Below are 18,014 nucleotides of genomic sequence, written 5' to 3'. Positions count from 1 at the left end.
CGTGCAGCCCTACCAGCTGTCGCTGACCGAGGCCGCCGCGGCGATCCGCAGCCGCGAGCTCTCCCCGGTGGAGCTGACCGACTCCGTCCTCGAGCGGGTCGACGCCGTCGAGGGCGCGCTCAACGCCTTCGCCTGCGTGACCCCGGACCTGGCCCGGAAGGCCGCGGCCGACGCCGAGCAGCGGATCGTCGAGGGCGCCTACCGCGGCCCCCTCGACGGCCTGCCGCTCGGGGTGAAGGACCTCCTCGAGACCGCGGGCGTCCCGACGACGTCGAGCTCCCAGGTGCGGGCCAGCTTCGTGCCGGACACCGACGCGGAGATGGTCGCCCGGCTGCTGTCGGCCGGCATGGTCATGATCGGCAAGACGCACACCCACGAGTTCGCCTACGGTGCGACCACGCCGACGACCCGCAACCCGTGGGACGTCGACCGGGTGCCCGGCGGGTCCAGTGGCGGATCGGGCGCGGCTGTCGCGGCAGGGGAGTGCCTCGTCGGCCTGGGCAGCGACACCGGCGGCTCGATCCGGATCCCGGCCGCGGTCTGCGGCACCGTCGGGCTCAAGCCCACCTACGGCCGCATCTCCCGCCGCGGGGTGGCGTCGCTGTCCTGGTCGCTGGACCACGTCGGCCCGCTGACCCGCGACGTCGTCGACTGCGCGCACGTGCTGGCGGCGACGGCCGGCTTCGACCGCGCCGACCCCGCGTCGGTCGACGTCCCCGTGCCGGACTACGTCGCGGACCTGGCCGCGGCCGCGGACCGGGGCGTGCGGGGGCTCCGGGTGGGCGTGCCGTCGAACTTCTACTTCGAGCACGTGCAGCCCGAGGTCGAGGCCTCGGTCCGCGCCGCCATCGCGGTGCTCGAGGGCCTGGGCGCCACGCTGGTCGAGGTGACGATCCCGTACGCCGACCAGATCAAGGCCGTCTCCTGGGGGATGCTCGGCCCGGAGGCCGCGTCGTACCACCAGAAGGCGATGCGGGAGACCCCGGAGCTCTACACCGCGGAGGTGCGGGTCGCGCTGGAGGCCGGCGAGCTGGTGCTGGCCACCGACTACATCAACGCCACCCGCGTGCGCACGCTCATGCAGCAGGCCTGGCGGCAGATGTACGAGGGCATCGACGTGCTGGTCGCGCCGTCGGTCCCGGTGGTGGCGCCGCGGGCCGACCAGGAGGCCATCACCTGGGCGGACGGCTTCAGCGAGCGGCCGACCGACTGCCTGACGCGTCTGTCGGGGCCGGCCAACATCACCGGGCTGCCCGCGCTGTCGGTGCCGGTCGCGCCGGTCGACGGGCTGCCGGTGGGGATGCAGATCATCGGCCGGCCGTTCGCCGAGGGCACCGTCCTCGGCGTCGGTGCCGCGCTGGAGACCGCCACCGACTGGATCGGAGCGCTCGCCCCGCTCTAGCCGACCGGGGGGAGCAGCACTGCCCGGCAGGTCCGCGAGGACCTGCCGGGCAGTCGCGCGTCAGGAGAGTGGCGCGTCGGGGGATCGGCTCAGCGGCCGATCCGGCCCCAACCCCAACCGACCAGGTCGGGCCGCACCACCTCGGTGACCGCGCGGAGCAGGGCCGCGGCCTCGTACTGGGTGTCGACGACGGCCCGCAGCGCCAGCAGGTCCTCGGCCAGCGCGGACACCCCGGCGCACGCACCGGCCGCGGCGCGCACCCGGTGCAGCAGGTCGGGATCGGGCGGTGCGACGACGTAGGCGGTGACCAGGTGCCCGGCCTCGCGGGGAACCCCCGGCAGGACCTCGACGCGCTGGGCGTCGCGGACGACCAGCCGCCCGTCCCGGTACAGGTCGGTGGTGGTGTCGAGCCGGTCGGGCACCCACACCTCCCCGCGCGCGACGCGGCCGGGCGCGAGCACGCCGCCGACGACGGCGCACGCACCGGGCTCGAGCCGCACCACCGTGTCGACCCGGGACCGGGAGCGGCGCAGCGGCACCAGCGCGTTCGGTAGCAGGACCAGGCGCGCGCCGGCCGCGACCTCGAGCACGGTCGTCTGCCGGCCGTCGGGATCCCCGGCGCCGGCCCCGGGCAGCAGCTGGGTGGGGCCCGGATCGGTGACGACCAGGTCGGCGCCGGCGGCGAGCCGCACCCGCAGGTGCAGCTCGTCGCCCGCCGCGATGCCGGCCGTGTCCGTGGTGAGCACCAGGACGTCGGGCCCCCGGGAGGCCGGGTGGTGCACCGGGTGCACCGGCCCGGACCAGGTGCCGTGCACCCGCTGCCGCCCGGCGGCGTCGGGCGCGACCGTGCAGTCCAGCCGGGCGCGCACCGCCGGCCGGGCCAGGACGGGCGCTGCGGTCACCCGACCGTCGCCCAGGCGCCGACCAGCCCGGCGACCGAGGCCATCGACGCGTCGTCCCGGGTGGAGGTGACCGCGTAGGGCAGCTCGCCGCGGGCGGCGTCCAGGTCGCGCCGGAAGATCGCCACCGAGGCCCCGACCTGGTCGGCGATGTCGCTCTTGTTGACCACCACCAGGTCGGACTCGGTGATGCCGGGGCCGCCCTTGCTCGGGATCTTGTCGCCGGCGCCCACGTCGATGACGCAGATCCACCGGTGCACCAGCTCCCGGGAGAACGTCGCGGTCAGGTTGTCGCCGCCGGACTCGATGAAGACGACGTCGAGGCCCGGCTCGCGGGCGACCAGCCCGGTGACCGCGGCGTCGTTGACCGAGACGTCGTCCCGGATCGCGGCGTGCGGGCAGCCGCCGGTGGCCACGCCGACGATCCGCTCGGTCGGCAGCACCCCGGAGCGGGTGACGATGTCGGCGTCGACGGTCGTGTAGACGTCGTTGGTCACCACCCCGCAGGCGATGCCGTCGGCGGCCAGTCGGCGCACCAGCTCGATCATCAGCGTCGTCTTCCCCGACCCGATCGGGCCGGCGATGCCGATCCGCAGCGGGCGGGCCGGTGGCTCGGTCTCAGGTGATGAACATGCCGGATGTCCGGTGCTCGTGCCGTGACTGTGCGAGCTCCCATGATGGTGCGAAGCCGTGCCAATCCCCATGTGTTCTCTCCTCGCTGTCTGCAACCGCTCGATCGAGCGGGCCGGCCAGTCGGCCGAGGACGTGCTGTGCTCCGGTCGGCCCGACGCGGCCGATCCGGACGGCTGCCTGCGCCATCGCCGACACTTGGCTGAAGGCGGCGGCGCGGAGGGTGCTGCGCCGGTCGGCGCCGAGCAGCCGGGCCGCGACGCCGAACAGCACCGTGGAGCTGCCGACGGCGGCGTCGAGCAGTGGATCGCCGGGGTGCAGCGCGGCGACCACGCGCCGCAGCGCCAGCCCGCGCTGGCCCTCCGCCTGCCGGGTCGCCCGCGTGAGCCGGGTCGCGACCCGCTCGTCGACCAGCGTCTGCACCCGCGGGACGTCGTCGTCGGCCGCGGCGTCCCAGGCGAGCCCGGCGAACGCCAGGTCGCGCCCGGGCAGCGACTCCGCGACGTACTCCGTGAGCGCCGCGAGCAGGCTGTCGGCGTCGGTCACCCGGCCGCTGCGCACCAGCTCCTCCACCCCGTGGGAGTGGGCGAACCCCCCGGTGGGGCAGGCGGAGTCGGTGAGCTGCAGCAGGGCGAAGGGCAGGTCGGTCACCGGCGCTCAGACCAGCAGGTAGCGGCGGCTGAGCGGCACCGATGTCGACGGCGGGACCACGGCCTCGACGCCGTCGACCGTGACGACGAAGGAGTCGGGGTCGACCCGGACGTCGGGGGTGGCGGCGTTGCGGGACATGTCCGCCTTGGTCAGCTGCCGGGTGCCGCGCACCGGCAGCAGCCGGGACAGGTACGACGCCCCGCGCCGCTCCGCCGCGGCCAGCCCGGTCGCGCTGGTGAAGACGCGGGCCAGCCGGGCGGAGGTCGCCCCCGACGCGCCCCACTGGGGGCGGATCCGGATCGGCTCGGTGGAGACCACCGAGCCGTTGCCGGTGCCGGTGGCGGCGTGGCTGACCACCCCGGACTTCACGACCGTGGTCGGCTTGACCCCGAAGAAGCGCGGGTCCCACAGCACGATGTCGGCCAGCCGGCCGGGCGCGAGCGTGCCCACCGAGTCGCTGATGCCGTGGGCGACGGCCGGGCACCAGGTGTACTTCTCCAGGTACCGGAGGATGCGCTCGTTGTCGTCGGCGGGCTGCTCACCGGCGAGGTCGCGCATCTTGGCCGCCAGCTGCCAGGTGCGCCGCGCCGACTCCGCCGCCCGGCCCATGCCGTTGGAGTCCGAGCCCATCATGGAGATCGCGCCGACGTCGTGCAGGACGTCCTCGGCGGCCATCGTGGTGGGGCGGATCCGGGACTGCGCGAACGCCAGGTCGGTGTGGATCGAGCGGTGCTGCAGGTGCGCGCCCATGATCATGTCGAGGTGCTCGGCCAGCGCCGCCTCGGTGTAGGGGTTCGTCGGGTTGGTCGACGACGGCAGCACGTTCGGCTCGCCGCAGATCTCCAGGATGTCCGGCGCGTGCCCGCCCCCGGTGCCCTCCACGTGGTAGGCGTGGATCGTCCGGCCGGCGATCGCGTCCATCGTCTCGGCCAGCGTGACCGACTCGTTGATCGTGTCCGTGTGGATGATCGTCTGGACGTCGTGGTCGTCGGAGACCCGCAGCGCGGCGTCGATCACCGCCGGGAACGCGCCGAAGTCCTCGTGGATCTTGAACCCGGAGACGCCGACCTCGAGGTGGGCCTCCAGGTCGTCGCGCGCGCTGGCCGCCCGCCCGATCATGGCGATGTTGAGCGGCCACGCGCCGATGCCGTCGACCAGCGAGTCGTAGATCCAGCTGCCGCCCACGCCGACGTCGAACGACGGACCGGGGCTCGCCCCGATGACCGTGGTGTAGCCGTTCCGGCAGAAGGTGTCGGCCTGGGCGGCGTTCGCCAGGTGCACGTGGGTGTCGATCGAGCCCGGGGTGGCGATCAGGTTCCAGCCGCCGACGATCTGGGTCTGCGCGTCGACCACCAGGTCGATGCCGGAGGAGATGTCGGGGTTGCCGGCGGAGCCGATCCCGACGATCCGGTCCTCCTTGATCCCGATGTCGGCCTTGAGCACGCCGAGCACCGGATCGACGATGACCGCGCCCGTGATGACCATGTCGAGCGCGCTGTCCCGGGCGGCGCCGACGCGGACGCCGAGGCCGTCGCGGAGGTTGCGGCCCGCGCCGACGAGGGATTCCTCGCCGGGCTCGGTGACGCTGCGCTCGACCCGCAGCCGCAGCCCGGTGTCGGCGAGCGGGACGACGTCGCCCTCCCCCGGGCCGTAGAGCAGCCGGTGGACGTCGCGGGGGACGGCGGTCACGAGGTCACCCCGAGGTAGCCGGCGCGCTCGGCCGCGGCCAGGGCCCGGCTGCGCACGTCCGGGTCGTCGAGGGCGCCCTCGACCAGACCGGCGATGCCGCGGACGACGCGGTTGCCGGCCATCGGCACCAGCTGGACCGGGCGCCGGTCGCCGGGCTCGAAGCGCACCGCGGTGCCGGCGGCGACGTCCAGGCGCATGCCGAAGGCGGCCGCGCGGTCGAACCGCAGCCCGCGGTTGGCCTCGAAGAAGTGGTAGTGCGAGGTCACCTGGACGGCGCGGTCGAGGGTGTTGGTCACCTCGACGGTGACCCGCTCGCGGCCGGGGTTGATCAGCACGTCGTCGGTCGGCCCCGTCACGGCGGAACCGCCCCCGCCCAGCGGGAAGTACAGCGTGACCATCACGGTGCCCTCGTCGAACAGGGCCTCCACCTGGACCCGGTCCAGCAGCGCGGGGACGCCGTCCAGCACGTCGTCCGGGCCGAGCACGGTGCCGCCGATCTCGAGCGCTTCGGCGTAGGAGCGCCCGTCGCGGGCGGCCTCCATGATCTCGTCGCAGATCAGCGCGAGCGCCTCGGGATGGTTGAGGCGGAGCCCGCGGGCGCGCCGGCGGCGGGCCAGCTCGGCGGCCAGGAACAGCTGCAACCGCTCCTCCTCCTCGGGCAGCAGCTTCACCGGGTCCTCCTCATCGGGTGCTCGTTCCGGCCGTGCGCATGCGGGTGCCTTCCGTCGGGTGCGGGGGAGCGGTGAGGTGATCACCGCGGTGGACCCTGCCGGGGCGGTGTGTCGGGGCGGGGTCCGTCCGGTTCCGTTCCGGTGACACCCGCACCCCCGGACTTTCTGCACCGAAAGTCCGGGGTGGGGGCCGGACTTTCGGTGCAGAAAGTCCGGGGTGGGGGACGTCGCCGGACCTTTCACCCGATCGTCACCGCGCTGGAACACCGGCTCGGCAGGGTCGGCAGCCATGACGACCGGTTACCTGTGGCACCCGCTGTACGGCTGGAACGACACCGGCAGCGGGTCGCTGACCCCGGCCGATCCGGCGGTGGGGCTGCAGCCGGTGGGCCACCACTTCGCGCATCCCGACAACAAGCGGCGCATGCACGAGCTGGTCGAGGTCTCCGGACTGCTGGACCAGCTGCACCGGGTCCCCGCGCGGCCGGCCAAGCGGGCGGAGATCCTGCGGGTGCACACCGAGGAGCACCACGACCGGATCGTCGCCGAGAGCGCGCTGCCCAAGGGTGGCGACGCAGGGGACGGCGTCTCCCCGTTCGGCAAGGGCGGCTACGAGATCGCCGCGCTGGCCGCCGGCGGGGCGCTGGCGATGGTGGACGCCGTCGTCCGGGGCGAGGTGGACAACGGGTTCGCGCTGGTCAACCCGTGCGGGCACCACGCCGTGCCGGAGACCGGCATGGGCTTCTGCGTGTTCAACAACGTCGCCGTCGCCGTCCGCCACGCCCAGGAGGTGCTCGGGGTGGAGCGGATCGCCGTCGTCGACTGGGACGTGCACCACGGCAACGGCACCCAGGCGGTGTTCTGGGAGGACCCGCGGGTGCTCACCGTCTCGATGCACCAGGACCGGCTCTACCCGCCGAGGGGCGGCACCGTCGGCGAGCGCGGCGGCGGGGCCGGGCTGTACACGAACCTCAACGTGCCGCGGCCGCCCGGCACCGGGGACGCCGGCTACGTCGACGCGATGGACGCGGTGATCGTCCCCGCGCTCCGGGCGTTCCAGCCCGACCTCGTCGTCGTGGCCTGCGGTTTCGACCCCAGCTACTTCGACCCGCTGGCGCACACGATGGTCTCCGCCGCCGGCTTCGCGACCCTGACCGAGCGGGTGATGGAGGCGGCCGCGGAGCTGTGCGACGGGCGGCTGGCGATGGTCCAGGAGGGCGGCTACAGCATCCACTACGTCGCGATCTGCGGCGCCATCACGATCGCCACGCTGGCCGGCGTCGAGCCGATCGCCGACCCGTACCTCGCGCTGCTCGCCGACGTCTACGGCATCCACGCGCTCGAGGAGCACCAGCTCGCCTCGCGCAAGGCCGCCGAGGTGCTGGTCGCCGACATCCCCGGCCGCTGAGCCCTCCCGACCCCGATCCACCCGAACTCCCGAAGGAGCCGCCATGCAACCGTTCGAGCTGTCGCTGTCCGCCGCCGCCACCGAGATCTCCGCCCGCCGGCTGTCGCCGGTCGAGCTGACCGACTCGGTGCTCGCCCGGATCGAGGCGACCGAGCCGCGGCTGGGCGCGTTCGCCCACGTCACCGACGAGCTCGCCCGCAAGGCCGCCGCGCACGCCGAGCAGGAGATCGCCTCGGGCCGCTACCTCGGCGCCCTGCACGGCATCCCGCTCGGGGTGAAGGACCTCTACGACACCGCCGGGGTGCCGACGACGTCGAGCTCCGCGGTGCGCGCCGGCGTCGTGCCCGACACCGACTCGGCGTCGGTCGAGCAGCTGCTGGGCGCGGGCATGGTGATGGTCGGCAAGACGCACACCCACGAGTTCGCCTTCGGCGGGATCACCCCGACCACCCGCAACCCCTGGGATCCCGGCCGGATCCCGGGTGGCTCCAGCGGTGGCTCGGGCGCGGCGGTCGCGGCGGGCAGCTGCATGGTCGGCATGGGCTCGGACACCGCCGGGTCGATCCGCATCCCGGCCACGCTCTGCGGCACCGTCGGCCTCAAGCCGACCTACGGGCGGGCGTCCCGGCGCGGGGTCGCCTCGCTGGCCTGGTCGCTGGACCACGTCGGCCCGCTGACCCGCAACGTGACCGACTGCGCGCACGTCCTGAACGCGATCGCCGGCTACGACCGGCGCGATCCGGCGAGCGTCGACGTCCCGGTGCCGGACCACACGGCCGGGTTGGACGACGGCATCGCCGGCCTGCGGATCGGCGTCCCGAGCGACTACTTCTTCGAGCACGTGAGCGAGGACGTCGAGCAGGCGGTGCGGACGGCGATCGACGTCCTCGCCGGCCTCGGTGCCGAGCTGCGCGAGGTGTCCACGCCGTACGCCGAGCAGATCCTGGCCACCGAGTGGGCGATCGTCTACCCGGAGGCGAGCGCCTACCACCAGAAGGACCTGCGGGCGAAGGCCGAGCTGTACCTGGAGGACACCCGGCTCTCGCTGGAGGTGGGCGAGCTGGTGCTGGCCACCGACTACATCAAGGCGCTGCGCATCCGGACGCTCATGCAGCGGGCGCGGGCCGAGGTGTTCGACGACGTCGACCTCGTGGTCATGCCCGGCATGCCGTTCGCGGCGCCGGCGGTCGGGGCCACCGAGGTCACCTGGTCCGACGGCGTGACCGAGGCGATCTCCTCGGCGCTGATCCGGCTCACCTCACCGGGCAACCTGACCGGCCAGCCGGTGCTCTCGGTGCCGGTCGGGTTCGACGCCGCCGGGCTGCCGCTGGGGATGCAGCTGACCGGCCGGCCCTTCGACGAGGCGACGGTGCTGCGGGCCGGGCGCGCCTACGAGCAGGTGTCCGACGCGGTGGGCCGCATCGCACCGGTGGGCTGACCGCCGCGCCCGGATCGCTGTCCCTGAGGCGGACACCTCAGCGTGAGGAGTGTCCGCCTCAGGGACAGCACAGCGGTCAGGAGTGATCGTGCCCCGCGCAGCCGCAGGCGCCGGGGGCGCAGTGGCAGCGGGCGGGGCTCGGCGGCAGGTCGAGTGCGGGGTTGCCGTCGAAGAAGCCGACCGGCTTGAGCATGAAGCCGATGTAGGCGCACGGCATCACCGGCCAGTCCTCCGGGCGGACGACGTGGTGCGCGCCGACGGTGTACCAGAGCACGACGTCGGTGTTCTCCAGCGGCGCGTCGTCCGCGACGTACTCGGGCAGGCCCTGGGCGTCGCCGGACTGGTAGGGATAGTCGCCGGCGGCGTACAGCTCCCGCGGCTCGTACCTCGTCACCCAGAGGTTGTGCTGCACGAAGCGCGCCCGGTCGTAGATGGCCGAGCCCTGCTGCAGCATCGAGGGGACGACGTCGCGCGGCATGAGCTTGTAGCCGACCGGGCTGCCCAGCTCGTTGACCTTCGAGGGGTTGACCACCTTCCAGAAGCGGGCGGTGGAGAACTCCCAGTCGCGCGCGCCCTCGGCCTCGGAGGCGACCAGCGTCTCGCGGGTGATCCAGGCGTTGGAGTGCGGGTTGTGCGCCGGATCGGGCTCGGGGACCGAGTCGACCTCGTAGACGCTGTTGCCCGGCCCGTCGACGCACATGTCCATGCGGATGTTGAAGTGGTGCTGGTGGTGGGGGCCGTAGAGGCCCGGCGCCACCAGGTTTCCGTGCCGCGGCTGCTCGCCCTCGGCGATGGCACCGGTGGTGAGCACGCCGGTCAGCTTGACCTCGTACTCGATGGAGCCGTCGACGTAGAGGTACCAGAAGAAGCCGTACTCGTAGTTGCCGACGGTGGCGATGAAGGAGATGACCAGCCGTCGCGAGCGGCGGACCTCGGCGATGCCGGTGCGGAAGTCGGTGTGCTTCCAGGCGATGCCGTAGTCCTCCTCGTGCATGCACACGGCGTTCGGGATGGTCACGGCGTTGCCCCGGGAGTCGTTGACGACGCCGTCGAAGTAGAAGATCTCGCCGAGGCAGTCGCAGCCGAGGGTGAGCGGGTTGGCCGAGAGCCCCATGCCGATCTCGCCCATGTCGAAGACGTTCTTGTTCCAGTGGGTGGGGTCGGTCGCGCCGTAGGGGACGACCATCTCCGAGAGCGCGGCGCGGTACATGACCGGCCGGCGCACCCCGCGGTCGGTGTAGGCCAGCTCGTGCAGGACGAGGCCTTCGCTGCGGGTTGAAGCCCACCCGCAGCGACCACTTCTGCCAGCTGACCTGGTGGCCGTCGACGGTGAAGCTGGCGCCCTCGGGCTGGGTGATGTCGATCGGCTTGAGGCCTTCTCGGAACTGGGAGAACGCGGGGCGGTTGCCCTCGGCGAACAGGAACCGCTCCTCGTAGTTGCCGGCGAACCGGGGGAGGGGGACGACGCCGTGGTCCTCGACGTCGAGGACCGTCATGGCGTCGAGGTCGACGGTGACGATGACGCCCTCGACCGGGCGGGCGTAGCCGTGCTCGCCGGGCGCCGTGCGGACGAAGGTGAGCGGACGGCACAGCAGCGGGGAGTCGTCGTAGGCGTCCTGCGGGCCGTAGTAGCCGGCGGGCCAGGCGTCGACCATGACGAGGTCGAAGTCGGTGACGCCACGCCGGTGCATGGCCTCCTGCCAGCGCGGGTCCGCGATCACGAGCTGCTCCACGCCGGCCAGGTGCTCCAGCACGAACGAGGGGAACCGGCCGGGCACCGGCGTCCAGGAGTCGACGGCGCCGGCGTCGAGGTCGACGACCGCCTCGGAGACGAGCTTCGCCGCGCCGTCGTAGGCGACGACGAAGGCCTGCCGCGGCGGCACGTCGGAGGCGTCGAAGACCAGGTCCGCCGGCTTGGCCGGCTCGGCCAGCGAGATCATCACGAACCGCAGCGTGGGGGTGCCGTAGGCGCTCACCCGGACGATCGCGGCGGCGCGCTCGATCTCGGGGCCGCTCAGCGGGTCCAGCGGGTGGCGGGCGGCGCTGTCGGGCAGGTCGAGCTGGTCGGGCAGAGCGGTGTCGGCGGCCATGCGGGGTGAGCTCCTGACGCATCGGGGAGGCGAGCGGGACGGAGGCGGTGAGGCCCCGCGGATGCGGGTGCGCACCACCCTGCCCTGCACTGTCCGTGCGTGGTGTTTCCGCGAGCCGGGCTTCCGTCTTCCGTCGGTGTGAACGCCCGCGCGGTCGTGTGAACGCCGGATGACCGGCGGCGCGCTCAGAGCCGGCTCGTGGTCGCGTCGTCCTCCCGGCCGTCGAAGTACCGGTCGAGGACGGCGCGGAACCCCGGCTCGGCGGGGTCGGCGTGCGCGAACAGCGTCATCGAGGAGCGCAGCTTCTGCGCGTCCACCGACCCGAGGACGACGACGGGATCCGCGGCGCCGAGCTCGACCAGCGCCCGCGCGCACTCCCGGAGCCGCGGGCCGAGCACCGGGTGGGCCAGGTAGGCGCGCGCCTCGTCCAGTCCGGAGATCGCGAAGTGCTGGGCCGTGGCGCTGCGGCCGAGCCCGGCGACCTGCGGGAAGACGAACCACATCCAGTGGCCGCGCTTGGCGCCGTCGCGCAGCTCGGCGAGCGCGGTGCCGTAGCTGTCGCCCTGGGCGTCGACGAACCGCTGCAGGTCGAAGGGATCGCTCATGCCGAGCCAGGCTGCCACGCGGCTCCGGCTCCGGGGGAGACTCGGTCCATGACCGATCCGGGCCGGACCTGCGACGCCGAGCACTGCACCCGCCGCGCCACCCAGATGGGCGTGGCCGAGCTGCCGATCCGCCCCGTCGAGCTGCGCCTGTGCGACGAGCACGTCGCCGCCCTGCGCGCCGGCAAGGTGCGCGGGCTGAGCCAGCAGACCGGGTGGCGGAACGACGGCGCCCGGCCGCAGGTGTCGTTCTCCGACTAGCGGCCGATGAGGCGCCGGCGGTCGCCCGGTCCTAGCTGCATGGGAACTCCGAACTTCGACCTCGCCCCTGCGGCCGACGAGCTCCGCCGGGTGGCCGGGGCGGTCGACGATGCCCAGCTCGACGGGCCGACGCCGTACGGCCCGATGACGGTCGCGGGCCTGCTCGACCACCTGCTCGGCCTCACGCTCGCCTGCCGGATGGCCGCCGAGAAGGTGGTGCCCGGCGGCGCTCCGCAGGCCGACGCCGCGAACCTGGCCGCCGACTGGCGCACCCGGCTGCCCGCCCGGCTCGACGAGCTCGTCCAGGCGTGGCGCAAGCCCGATGCGTGGGAGGGCATGGCCGAGGCGGGCGGCGTGCAGATGCCCGGAGCCGTCATGGCGGTCGTCGCGCTGGACGAGCTCGTGGTGCACGGCTGGGACCTCGCCGTCGCGACCGGGCAGGAGTACCGGCCCGACGAGGCCTCGGCGCAGCGGTGCCTGGAGTTCGCCGCGTCGTTCGGCGACGACCCGGAGGCCCGCGCCGGCCTCTACGGCCCGGTCGTCCCGGTGCCCGAGGACGCGCCGCTGCTCGACCGGCTGCTCGGGCAGACCGGCCGCGACCCGCGCCGGCGGCCCTGACCGCTCCGACCCGGTGCGCTCAGCGGCGGAGTGCGACCAGCCCCGCGGCGCCCGCCAGCAGGAGCTGCGCGCCGACCAGGCCCAGGCCCAGCCACATCGCCGGCGGCGGAGCGGCGTGCGCGTGACCGGCCGCCGGGGCGAGCATCTGCGCGTGCAGGGCGAGCATCGCGGCGTCCAGGCCGGCGGTCGCCGCCCAGGTGCTGTCCGTCGGGGCGCGCCACAGGTGCCACGCGCAGGGCAGGCAGACCAGTGCCATGCCGAGCATCGCCAGCGAGCCGAGGGTGCCGGCGTCGACCAGCAGCAGGTGGACCGCGGCCGAGCCGAGGGCGAGCAGTGCCGCGGCGCGGCCGAGCAGCGGGGCGACGGTGCGGTCGGGCAGCACTGCTGCCGGCCGTGGGGCGAGCGTGGTCATGCGGCCGACCCTGGCTGCCCGGGGTTTCCGGCCGGTCTCGCGGGCGGGACGTTCCGCTTACGTCTCCCCGCCTCTCAGTCGGCCCGGTGCGCCGTCGTCGCGCCGTCGGCCGCGGCGTGTGCGAACCGCAGCGTCGTCGACAGCCACAGCAGCAGATCGTGCAGCCGCAGCCGGGTGAGCGCGAACCCCTCGGCGCGGACGGCGTCCTCGAGCGCGGCGAAGGCGTCTGCTGCGTGCAGCAGCTCCCGGTGGATCACCGCCTCGACGCCGCTGTCGCCCTCCCGCACGTGGGGGAGCAGTGGCCAGCGGGTGGTGTCGTGCAGGAGCGGGACCAGCGCGGGATGCCGGGCGTGCAGGGCCGCGACCACGTGCTGCCGGCTCACCTCGCGCTCGGCGCACAGGTCGGCGACCTGCCGCAGCAGCGCGCCGACCGTGCCCGGCTCGGCGAGCACGGAGAACTCGTCCTCCGGCAGCTCCCAGAACGCGCGGCCGGCGGCCCGGTCGACGACGTCGTCGGCCAGCGTCTGCACGGCGGGCAGCGCCGCGGCCATCGCCGTCCACGCGTCGCGACGGAGCCGGCCGTGCAGCCCCTCGGCGGTGAGGATGTCGGCCTCGCCGAGGGGGCCGTCCGGAACGGGCCGGGCGTCGAACCGCTCGTAGCCGAACGCCGGCACCTGCGCCCAGCGGCCGGTGCGGGCGTTGGGGGCGCGGTAGTACAGCGGCCGCCGCCCGCGGGCGTACCCGAGGACGGCGGCGAGCGCGGCGTCGCCCGGGATCGGCGCCGGGCCGGCGCTCGGCAGGTGCAGCGGTGCGGTCACGAGACCCCCCTCCGTCGGCGCCAGCATCCTCTCTCCCGCGCACCACCGAGGACCACATCGGCGCTGTGGGGCGTTCACCGCTCCGGAGCGCGCCACATCGCCGATCTGGGCGCGGGGAGGAGGACACGGGCAGCGCGGGTGGGGCGGCTGGGACGTGGCTCACCACCCGGGCGGTCCGCTCTGCGCCGGAGCCCGCCGATAGCTCACACCGGTGGCGGAGCTCCTCGATCCCGCCACCGAGGGGGCAGGTGCGGAATGGCGCGACGACGTGGACGGATCGGCGACGGACTGGCAGTGCTGTCCGGCGCCCGGGCCGACGTGCTCGAAGCGGTGCCGGGTGCGCGGGCGAAGTTCGTGGCGCTGGGTGGCGTGCTGCTCTCGACCGGCGGGCTCGCGGTGCTCTCCGCGGCGTTCGCCGTGCACATGGCGCTGGGCGTCTGGTGGCCGTTCGCGCTGCTCCTCGGCGTCGGCTGGGGCTTCGTCATCGTCAACCTCGACCGGATGCTGCTGGTCGGGATGGCGCACGACTCCTCGCTCAAGCGCAACCTGCTCATGGCGGTGCCCCGCGTCGGCCTGGCGCTGGTGCTGGGCATCGTGATCTCCACGCCGCTGACGCTGCAGATCTTCCACAAGGAGATCGACAGCCAGGTCGTCGCGCTGCAGGCCGAGGCCTCCGACGCCTACAAGCAGAGCCTGGACGGTGACGCGCGCTTCGCCGGCCTGCCCGAGCTGCGCGAGCAGGTCGCCGCCGAGCAGGCCGTCGTCGCCAGCGGGGGCGCTGCTGCCGCCGACCTCGCGCCCCTGCAGATCGGGGTGGCCACCGCGCAGGCGGCCTACGACGCGGCGCTGACCACCCAGCGGGAGCTCTCGGCCCGGGCGCAGTGCGAGCTCGACGGCACCTGCGGCACCGGCGACGCCGGCACGGGAGAGGCCTACGCCCAGGCGCGGGCCGCGGCCGACGCGCAGCGCGACGTCGTCGACTCGGCGAAGGACGACCTCGACGCCGCGCTCACCGCCGTCTCGGCCGGCGCCTCGCGGAGCATGACCCAGGCGGCCGCGAACCTGGAGACCGACCGGGCCGAGCTCGCCCGGCTGACCGAGCAGCAGACGACGCTCCAGGCGGCCTTCGACGAGACCAACGCCGACAACACCGGCATCCTCATCCGGCTGCAGGCGCTCTCCGCGCTGAGCGAGTCCAACGCCACGATGGCCGTCGCCCACTACATGCTCGCGCTGCTGTTCATCTCGATCGAGCTGCTGCCGGTGCTGATGAAGATGCTGCTCAACGTCGGGCCGCGCAGCACCTACGACCGGCTCACCGACCTGCGCGACGACGGCGACCTCGAGATCGAGCAGCTGCAGCAGTCGGCCCGGGTGGAGGTCGAGCAGGCGGTGCAGGAGCTGCTGGTCATGGCGGAGAAGGAGCGCGTCGACCGGCAGAAGGAGCAGGTGCTCGCCCGCCGCCGGGCGCGCCTGGCGGCCGCCGTGGCGCAGCGCGCGACCGCCGAGGGCGAGATCCCGGCGCCGCGGACCGAGTCCGAGGAGCCCGGCCGGCGCGCCTGGGACACCGGCCCGATCATCGGCCTGGCCCGCACCGCCGCCTCGCGGACGGTGCGGACGATGCGCCGCCGTCCCGACGCCCGTCCCGACGTCCGTCCCGACGCCCGGGAGATCGAGCGGGTCTGACTGACCGTGCGCGAAGGACTACCGACGCGAGCCGCTGACCTCTAGGTTCGCGCTCCATGGAGATCGAGCCCGTCGCGCACCGGTGGTCTCCGATCCCTCCTCAGCGCACCGGCGTCACCGCCGAGCTGGCCGAGGCGCGGGCGGCGCTGCGCGAGCTCGCGCCGGCCGACCGCTGGGACGACGTGCTCGCCGAGGTGCGCCGGCTGCAGGCAACCGAGGGGCTCGCTCCGCTGGCCGCGCTGCAGGCCGTGCACGCCAAGCTGGCCTCCGGGTGGCTACCCCGCTGAGGCTGTCGGTTCGCTGTGAACCCGCGGGGCTGCTCGCGGAACGGCGTCGTTCCGTGACAGGGTGCAACCTTCAGCACCGACGACGTGAGGCCTGCACCGATGAGCACCGACCACAGCCAGCCGACCGCTGTCCCCGTGGCGACGCAGGAGGTGCCCGGTGACCCCGGCGCTCCGTACTTCGGCGGCGCCGCAGGCCCGGCCGAGGAGCCCGAGCCGGGCTGGTTCGACCGCAACGCCACCCTCGTCATCAGCGTCTCGGTGGCGATCATCGCCGCCGCGGCGGCCTTGGTCTCGCTGTTCTTCTACCGCGAGTCGGTGGACGAGAAGAACGCCGACACCGAGTCCGCGGTGAGCGACTTCGTCGAGGAGCAGGGCGGCGAGGTGGAGAGCGTCCAGTGCGACGAGGACTCCTGCACCGCCATCGTCGACGGCGCGGCGTACAGCGTCCTGGTGCACGAGGACGAGGACGGCGAGCAGACGTTCGGCGTCTCGGCCTACGCCGGCAACTGACGTGCGGGGGGACGCGCCGCGCCCCGTGCGCGGTGCGGCCGCGCGGCGTGAGCTAGACAGAGCACATGACTGAGGTGACGAACTCGGACGCGGGCTGGCTCTCCCGGGAGGACATGGACCTCGCCCGCGAGCGGCTGCCGATCCTCTACGTCGACGTGGTGCCGGTGCGCGTGGACGGCCAGGGCACCGTGATCGCCGTCGGCCTGCTGCTGCGCGCGGGCGAGGACGGGCAGATCAAGCGGGCCCTGGTCTCGGGGCGGGTGCTGTACCACGAGCGCATCCGCACGGCCCTGCTCCGGCACGTGGAGAAGGACCTCGGCCCGCTCGCGCTGCCTCGGGTGCCGCCGGCGCCGCAGCCGTTCACCGTGGCCGAGTACTTCCCGACGCCCGGCGTGACGCCGTTCCACGACCCGCGGCAGCACGCCGTCTCGCTGGCCTACGTCGTTCCGGTCGAGGGCGACTGCGCGCCGCAGCAGGACGCCCTCGAGCTGACCTGGGTCACGCCCCTGGAGGCGCGGGACCCGGGCGTGCTCGCCGAGCTGATGAACGGGCAGAGCACCCTGCTGCTGCAGGCGCTGGCGCACCTCGGCGTCTGACGGGCAGGCCGCAGGGCCCCGGCCGGCGGCCGGGGCCCTGCGCCGGTCTCAGAAGCTGGACTTCGGGACGCCCATGCCGGGATCGATCCGGGTCGGCCCCGACGCGGACGGCTCGACGTCGAAGTCGAAGATCCCGGTCGGGATGTACACCGTCGAGCAGGAGTTCGGGATGTCGACGACGCCGGACAGCCGGCCCTCGATCGGCGCCGCCCCCAGGATCATGTAGGCCTGCTCGGGGGAGTAGCCGAACTTCGTCAGGTAGTCGATCGCGTGCAGGCAGGCCCGCTGGTAGGACAGGTGCGAGTCCAGGTAGCGCTGCTCGCCGTCCAGGGTGACCGACGTGCCGGAGAAGGCCAGCCACCGCTCGTAGCGGGGATCGACGTTGCCCGGGATGAAGATGGCGTTCTCGCTCACGCCGTAGGTCTCCATGCCGCCCTTGATCAGGTCGACGTGCAGGTCGATGAACCCGCCCATCTCGATGGCGCCGCAGAAGGTGATCTCGCCGTCGCCCTGGCTGAAGTGCAGGTCGCCCATCGAGAGCTTCGCGCCGTCGACGAACACGGGATAGAAGACGCGGCTGCCCTTGGTGAAGTTCTTGATGTCCTGGTTGCCGCCGTTCTCGCGGGGCGGTGCGGTGCGCGCTGCCTCGGCGGCCGCCCGCTCGAGGTCCGCGCCCTGCAGCGTGCCGAGGATGGCGTCCTGGGGGAGCGGGGGCAGGGCGAGCGGCGGTACGCGGTCGGGATCGGTGTCGATGAGCGCCTGCTCGCGGCGGTTCCACCTCGACAGCAGGTCGGCCGACGGCGCGGTGCCCATGAGCCCGGGGTGCACGATGCCGGTGAAGGAGACGCCGGGGACGTGCCGTGAGGTGGCCTTCTGGCCGGTGAAGTCCCAGATCACCTTGTAGGCGTCGGGGAACTGCTCGGTGAGGAAGCCGCCGCCGTTCTGCGTGGCGAAGATGCCGGTGTAGCCCCAGCCCTGACCGGCGAGCGGCCCGGAGTCCTCCTGGGGGATGGGGCCCACGTCGACGATGTCGACGATCAGCAGGTCGCCGGGCTGCGCGCCCTCGACGGCGAAGGGGCCGCTGAGGACGTGGACGGTCGACAGCGGGGCGTCCCGGACGTCGTCGGCGGAGTCATCGTTGTGGATGGCGCCGTCGAACCACTCCCGGCAGTCGACCCGGAAGGTGTCACCCGGGCGGACGGTGACGTTCGCCGGGACGTCCGGGTGCCACCGGTTGTGGCCGACGTACTTCTGGTCGGTGAACTTCTTGGACGAGTCGAGCGGGTACACGACTTTCGGCACGGCGTGCCTCCAGGGTCAGGAGTGGCTGCACCACCGCGGTGCAG

Annotated in this window: 19 protein-coding genes and 1 pseudogene; 9 read left to right on the top strand and 11 right to left on the bottom strand. The window is 73.8% G+C overall.

The window, feature by feature from the left end; all coding sequences use genetic code 11:
- Nucleotide 1: 1 nt before the first annotated feature.
- Nucleotides 2–1,402, top strand: coding sequence for an amidase (locus CRP29_RS15005; protein WP_097195862.1), 1,401 nt, complete (start codon nucleotides 2–4; stop codon nucleotides 1,400–1,402).
- Nucleotides 1,403–1,491: 89 nt separating this feature from the next.
- On the opposite strand, the gene CRP29_RS15000 is transcribed toward CRP29_RS15005, so the two are convergent.
- Genes CRP29_RS15000 through CRP29_RS14980 form a run of 5 tightly spaced genes read right to left on the bottom strand, consistent with a single transcriptional unit; the run spans nucleotide 1,492 to nucleotide 5,942 of the window.
- Complete coding sequence (locus tag CRP29_RS15000; RefSeq protein WP_176522985.1) at nucleotides 1,492–2,304, bottom strand: urease accessory protein UreD; 813 nt, start codon at nucleotides 2,302–2,304, stop codon at nucleotides 1,492–1,494.
- A complete protein-coding gene (gene ureG, locus CRP29_RS14995; protein ID WP_097195860.1) occupies nucleotides 2,301–3,005 on the bottom strand; it encodes an urease accessory protein UreG in 705 nt (234 codons plus the stop codon). The genes CRP29_RS15000 and ureG overlap by 4 nt, the downstream gene beginning before the upstream one ends.
- Nucleotides 2,920–3,582, bottom strand: a complete 663-nt coding sequence (locus CRP29_RS14990) for an urease accessory protein UreF (protein ID WP_097195859.1) — start codon at nucleotides 3,580–3,582, stop codon at nucleotides 2,920–2,922. Before CRP29_RS14990 ends, ureG begins: the two co-directional genes overlap by 86 nt.
- Before the next feature lie 6 nt (nucleotides 3,583–3,588).
- Nucleotides 3,589–5,271, bottom strand: a complete 1,683-nt coding sequence (locus tag CRP29_RS14985; protein ID WP_097195858.1) for an urease subunit alpha — start codon at nucleotides 5,269–5,271, stop codon at nucleotides 3,589–3,591.
- A complete protein-coding gene (locus CRP29_RS14980) occupies nucleotides 5,268–5,942 on the bottom strand; it encodes an urease subunit beta (RefSeq protein ID WP_097195857.1) in 675 nt (224 codons plus the stop codon). Before CRP29_RS14980 ends, CRP29_RS14985 begins: the two co-directional genes overlap by 4 nt.
- A gap of 289 nt (nucleotides 5,943–6,231) precedes the next feature.
- Between CRP29_RS14980 and CRP29_RS14975 the strand changes: the two genes are divergently transcribed.
- Both CRP29_RS14975 and CRP29_RS14970 read left to right on the top strand, forming a co-directional pair.
- Nucleotides 6,232–7,350 carry a class II histone deacetylase gene (locus tag CRP29_RS14975; RefSeq protein WP_097195856.1) on the top strand — a complete coding sequence of 373 codons (1,119 nt, stop codon included), beginning with the start codon at nucleotides 6,232–6,234 and terminating at the stop codon, nucleotides 7,348–7,350.
- 43 nt (nucleotides 7,351–7,393) lie between these two features.
- Nucleotides 7,394–8,788, top strand: a complete 1,395-nt coding sequence (locus CRP29_RS14970) for an amidase (protein ID WP_097195855.1) — start codon at nucleotides 7,394–7,396, stop codon at nucleotides 8,786–8,788.
- A gap of 76 nt (nucleotides 8,789–8,864) precedes the next feature.
- Here the strand turns inward: CRP29_RS14970 and CRP29_RS23595 are convergent, their stop codons facing one another.
- From CRP29_RS23595 to CRP29_RS14960, 3 genes and pseudogenes are all read right to left on the bottom strand, one after another.
- Nucleotides 8,865–10,013, bottom strand: a complete 1,149-nt coding sequence (locus CRP29_RS23595; protein WP_281256808.1) for a copper amine oxidase — start codon at nucleotides 10,011–10,013, stop codon at nucleotides 8,865–8,867.
- A gap of 91 nt (nucleotides 10,014–10,104) precedes the next feature.
- A pseudogene (locus CRP29_RS23590) lies at nucleotides 10,105–10,878 on the bottom strand (primary-amine oxidase); the annotation flags it as partial.
- Nucleotides 10,879–11,063: 185 nt separating this feature from the next.
- The gene (locus tag CRP29_RS14960; RefSeq protein WP_097196012.1) at nucleotides 11,064–11,483 is read right to left on the bottom strand and encodes a DUF1810 domain-containing protein; all 420 of its coding nucleotides are present in this window, start codon (nucleotides 11,481–11,483) and stop codon (nucleotides 11,064–11,066) included.
- A 48-nt stretch (nucleotides 11,484–11,531) separates the two neighbouring features.
- Between CRP29_RS14960 and CRP29_RS14955 the strand changes: the two genes are divergently transcribed.
- Nucleotides 11,532–11,741 carry a hypothetical protein gene (locus CRP29_RS14955; RefSeq protein WP_097195854.1) on the top strand — a complete coding sequence of 70 codons (210 nt, stop codon included), beginning with the start codon at nucleotides 11,532–11,534 and terminating at the stop codon, nucleotides 11,739–11,741.
- Between the two features lie 39 nt (nucleotides 11,742–11,780).
- Nucleotides 11,781–12,359 carry a TIGR03086 family metal-binding protein gene (locus tag CRP29_RS14950; RefSeq protein WP_097195853.1) on the top strand — a complete coding sequence of 193 codons (579 nt, stop codon included), beginning with the start codon at nucleotides 11,781–11,783 and terminating at the stop codon, nucleotides 12,357–12,359.
- A 19-nt stretch (nucleotides 12,360–12,378) separates the two neighbouring features.
- On the opposite strand, the gene CRP29_RS14945 is transcribed toward CRP29_RS14950, so the two are convergent.
- Nucleotides 12,379–12,771: a hypothetical protein gene (locus tag CRP29_RS14945; RefSeq protein ID WP_141437146.1), complete on the bottom strand. Its 393-nt coding sequence runs from the start codon at nucleotides 12,769–12,771 to the stop codon at nucleotides 12,379–12,381.
- Between the two features lie 74 nt (nucleotides 12,772–12,845).
- Nucleotides 12,846–13,589 carry a hypothetical protein gene (locus CRP29_RS14940; protein ID WP_245852832.1) on the bottom strand — a complete coding sequence of 248 codons (744 nt, stop codon included), beginning with the start codon at nucleotides 13,587–13,589 and terminating at the stop codon, nucleotides 12,846–12,848.
- Between the two features lie 255 nt (nucleotides 13,590–13,844).
- Here CRP29_RS14940 and CRP29_RS14935 point away from each other — a divergent pair, with 255 nt between their 5' ends.
- The 4 genes from CRP29_RS14935 (at nucleotide 13,845) to CRP29_RS14920 (ending at nucleotide 16,668) form a co-directional block, all read left to right on the top strand.
- Complete coding sequence (locus CRP29_RS14935; protein ID WP_097195850.1) at nucleotides 13,845–15,275, top strand: DUF4407 domain-containing protein; 1,431 nt, start codon at nucleotides 13,845–13,847, stop codon at nucleotides 15,273–15,275.
- 56 nt (nucleotides 15,276–15,331) lie between these two features.
- The gene (locus tag CRP29_RS14930) at nucleotides 15,332–15,562 is read left to right on the top strand and encodes a hypothetical protein (RefSeq protein WP_097195849.1); all 231 of its coding nucleotides are present in this window, start codon (nucleotides 15,332–15,334) and stop codon (nucleotides 15,560–15,562) included.
- A gap of 99 nt (nucleotides 15,563–15,661) precedes the next feature.
- On the top strand, nucleotides 15,662–16,072 hold the full coding sequence (locus CRP29_RS14925; protein ID WP_097195848.1) for a hypothetical protein: 411 nt from the start codon (nucleotides 15,662–15,664) through the stop codon (nucleotides 16,070–16,072).
- 65 nt (nucleotides 16,073–16,137) lie between these two features.
- Nucleotides 16,138–16,668, top strand: a complete 531-nt coding sequence (locus CRP29_RS14920; protein WP_097195847.1) for an NUDIX hydrolase family protein — start codon at nucleotides 16,138–16,140, stop codon at nucleotides 16,666–16,668.
- A gap of 48 nt (nucleotides 16,669–16,716) precedes the next feature.
- Here CRP29_RS14920 and fmdA read toward each other — a convergent pair whose 3' ends face one another.
- Entirely contained in the window at nucleotides 16,717–17,970 is a 1,254-nt protein-coding gene (fmdA, locus tag CRP29_RS14915) for a formamidase (protein ID WP_097195846.1), read from the bottom strand.
- Nucleotides 17,971–18,014 lie beyond the last annotated feature (44 nt).

The sequence above is a fragment of the Blastococcus aggregatus genome, from assembly GCF_900221005.1.
GTDB classification, from domain to species: Bacteria; Actinomycetota; Actinomycetes; order Mycobacteriales; family Geodermatophilaceae; genus Blastococcus; species Blastococcus aggregatus.
This window is presented reverse-complemented; position numbering and strand designations above follow the sequence as displayed.

Excerpts from the sequence above, each read along its gene's own strand:
- CRP29_RS14935 (WP_097195850.1), top strand. The coding sequence starts at position 13,845 with ATGGCGCGACGACGTGGACGGATCGGCGACGGACTGGCAGTGCTGTCC.
- CRP29_RS14920 (WP_097195847.1), top strand. The coding sequence starts at position 16,138 with ATGACTGAGGTGACGAACTCGGACGCGGGCTGGCTCTCCCGGGAGGAC.
- CRP29_RS14955 (WP_097195854.1), top strand. The coding sequence starts at position 11,532 with ATGACCGATCCGGGCCGGACCTGCGACGCCGAGCACTGCACCCGCCGC.
- CRP29_RS14930 (WP_097195849.1), top strand. The coding sequence starts at position 15,332 with ATGGAGATCGAGCCCGTCGCGCACCGGTGGTCTCCGATCCCTCCTCAG.
- CRP29_RS14975 (WP_097195856.1), top strand. The coding sequence starts at position 6,232 with ATGACGACCGGTTACCTGTGGCACCCGCTGTACGGCTGGAACGACACC.
- CRP29_RS14950 (WP_097195853.1), top strand. The coding sequence starts at position 11,781 with ATGGGAACTCCGAACTTCGACCTCGCCCCTGCGGCCGACGAGCTCCGC.
- CRP29_RS14960 (WP_097196012.1), bottom strand. The coding sequence starts at position 11,483 with ATGAGCGATCCCTTCGACCTGCAGCGGTTCGTCGACGCCCAGGGCGAC.
- ureG (WP_097195860.1), bottom strand. The coding sequence starts at position 3,005 with ATGGGGATTGGCACGGCTTCGCACCATCATGGGAGCTCGCACAGTCAC.
- CRP29_RS14945 (WP_141437146.1), bottom strand. The coding sequence starts at position 12,771 with ATGACCACGCTCGCCCCACGGCCGGCAGCAGTGCTGCCCGACCGCACC.
- CRP29_RS14970 (WP_097195855.1), top strand. The coding sequence starts at position 7,394 with ATGCAACCGTTCGAGCTGTCGCTGTCCGCCGCCGCCACCGAGATCTCC.
- CRP29_RS14925 (WP_097195848.1), top strand. The coding sequence starts at position 15,662 with ATGAGCACCGACCACAGCCAGCCGACCGCTGTCCCCGTGGCGACGCAG.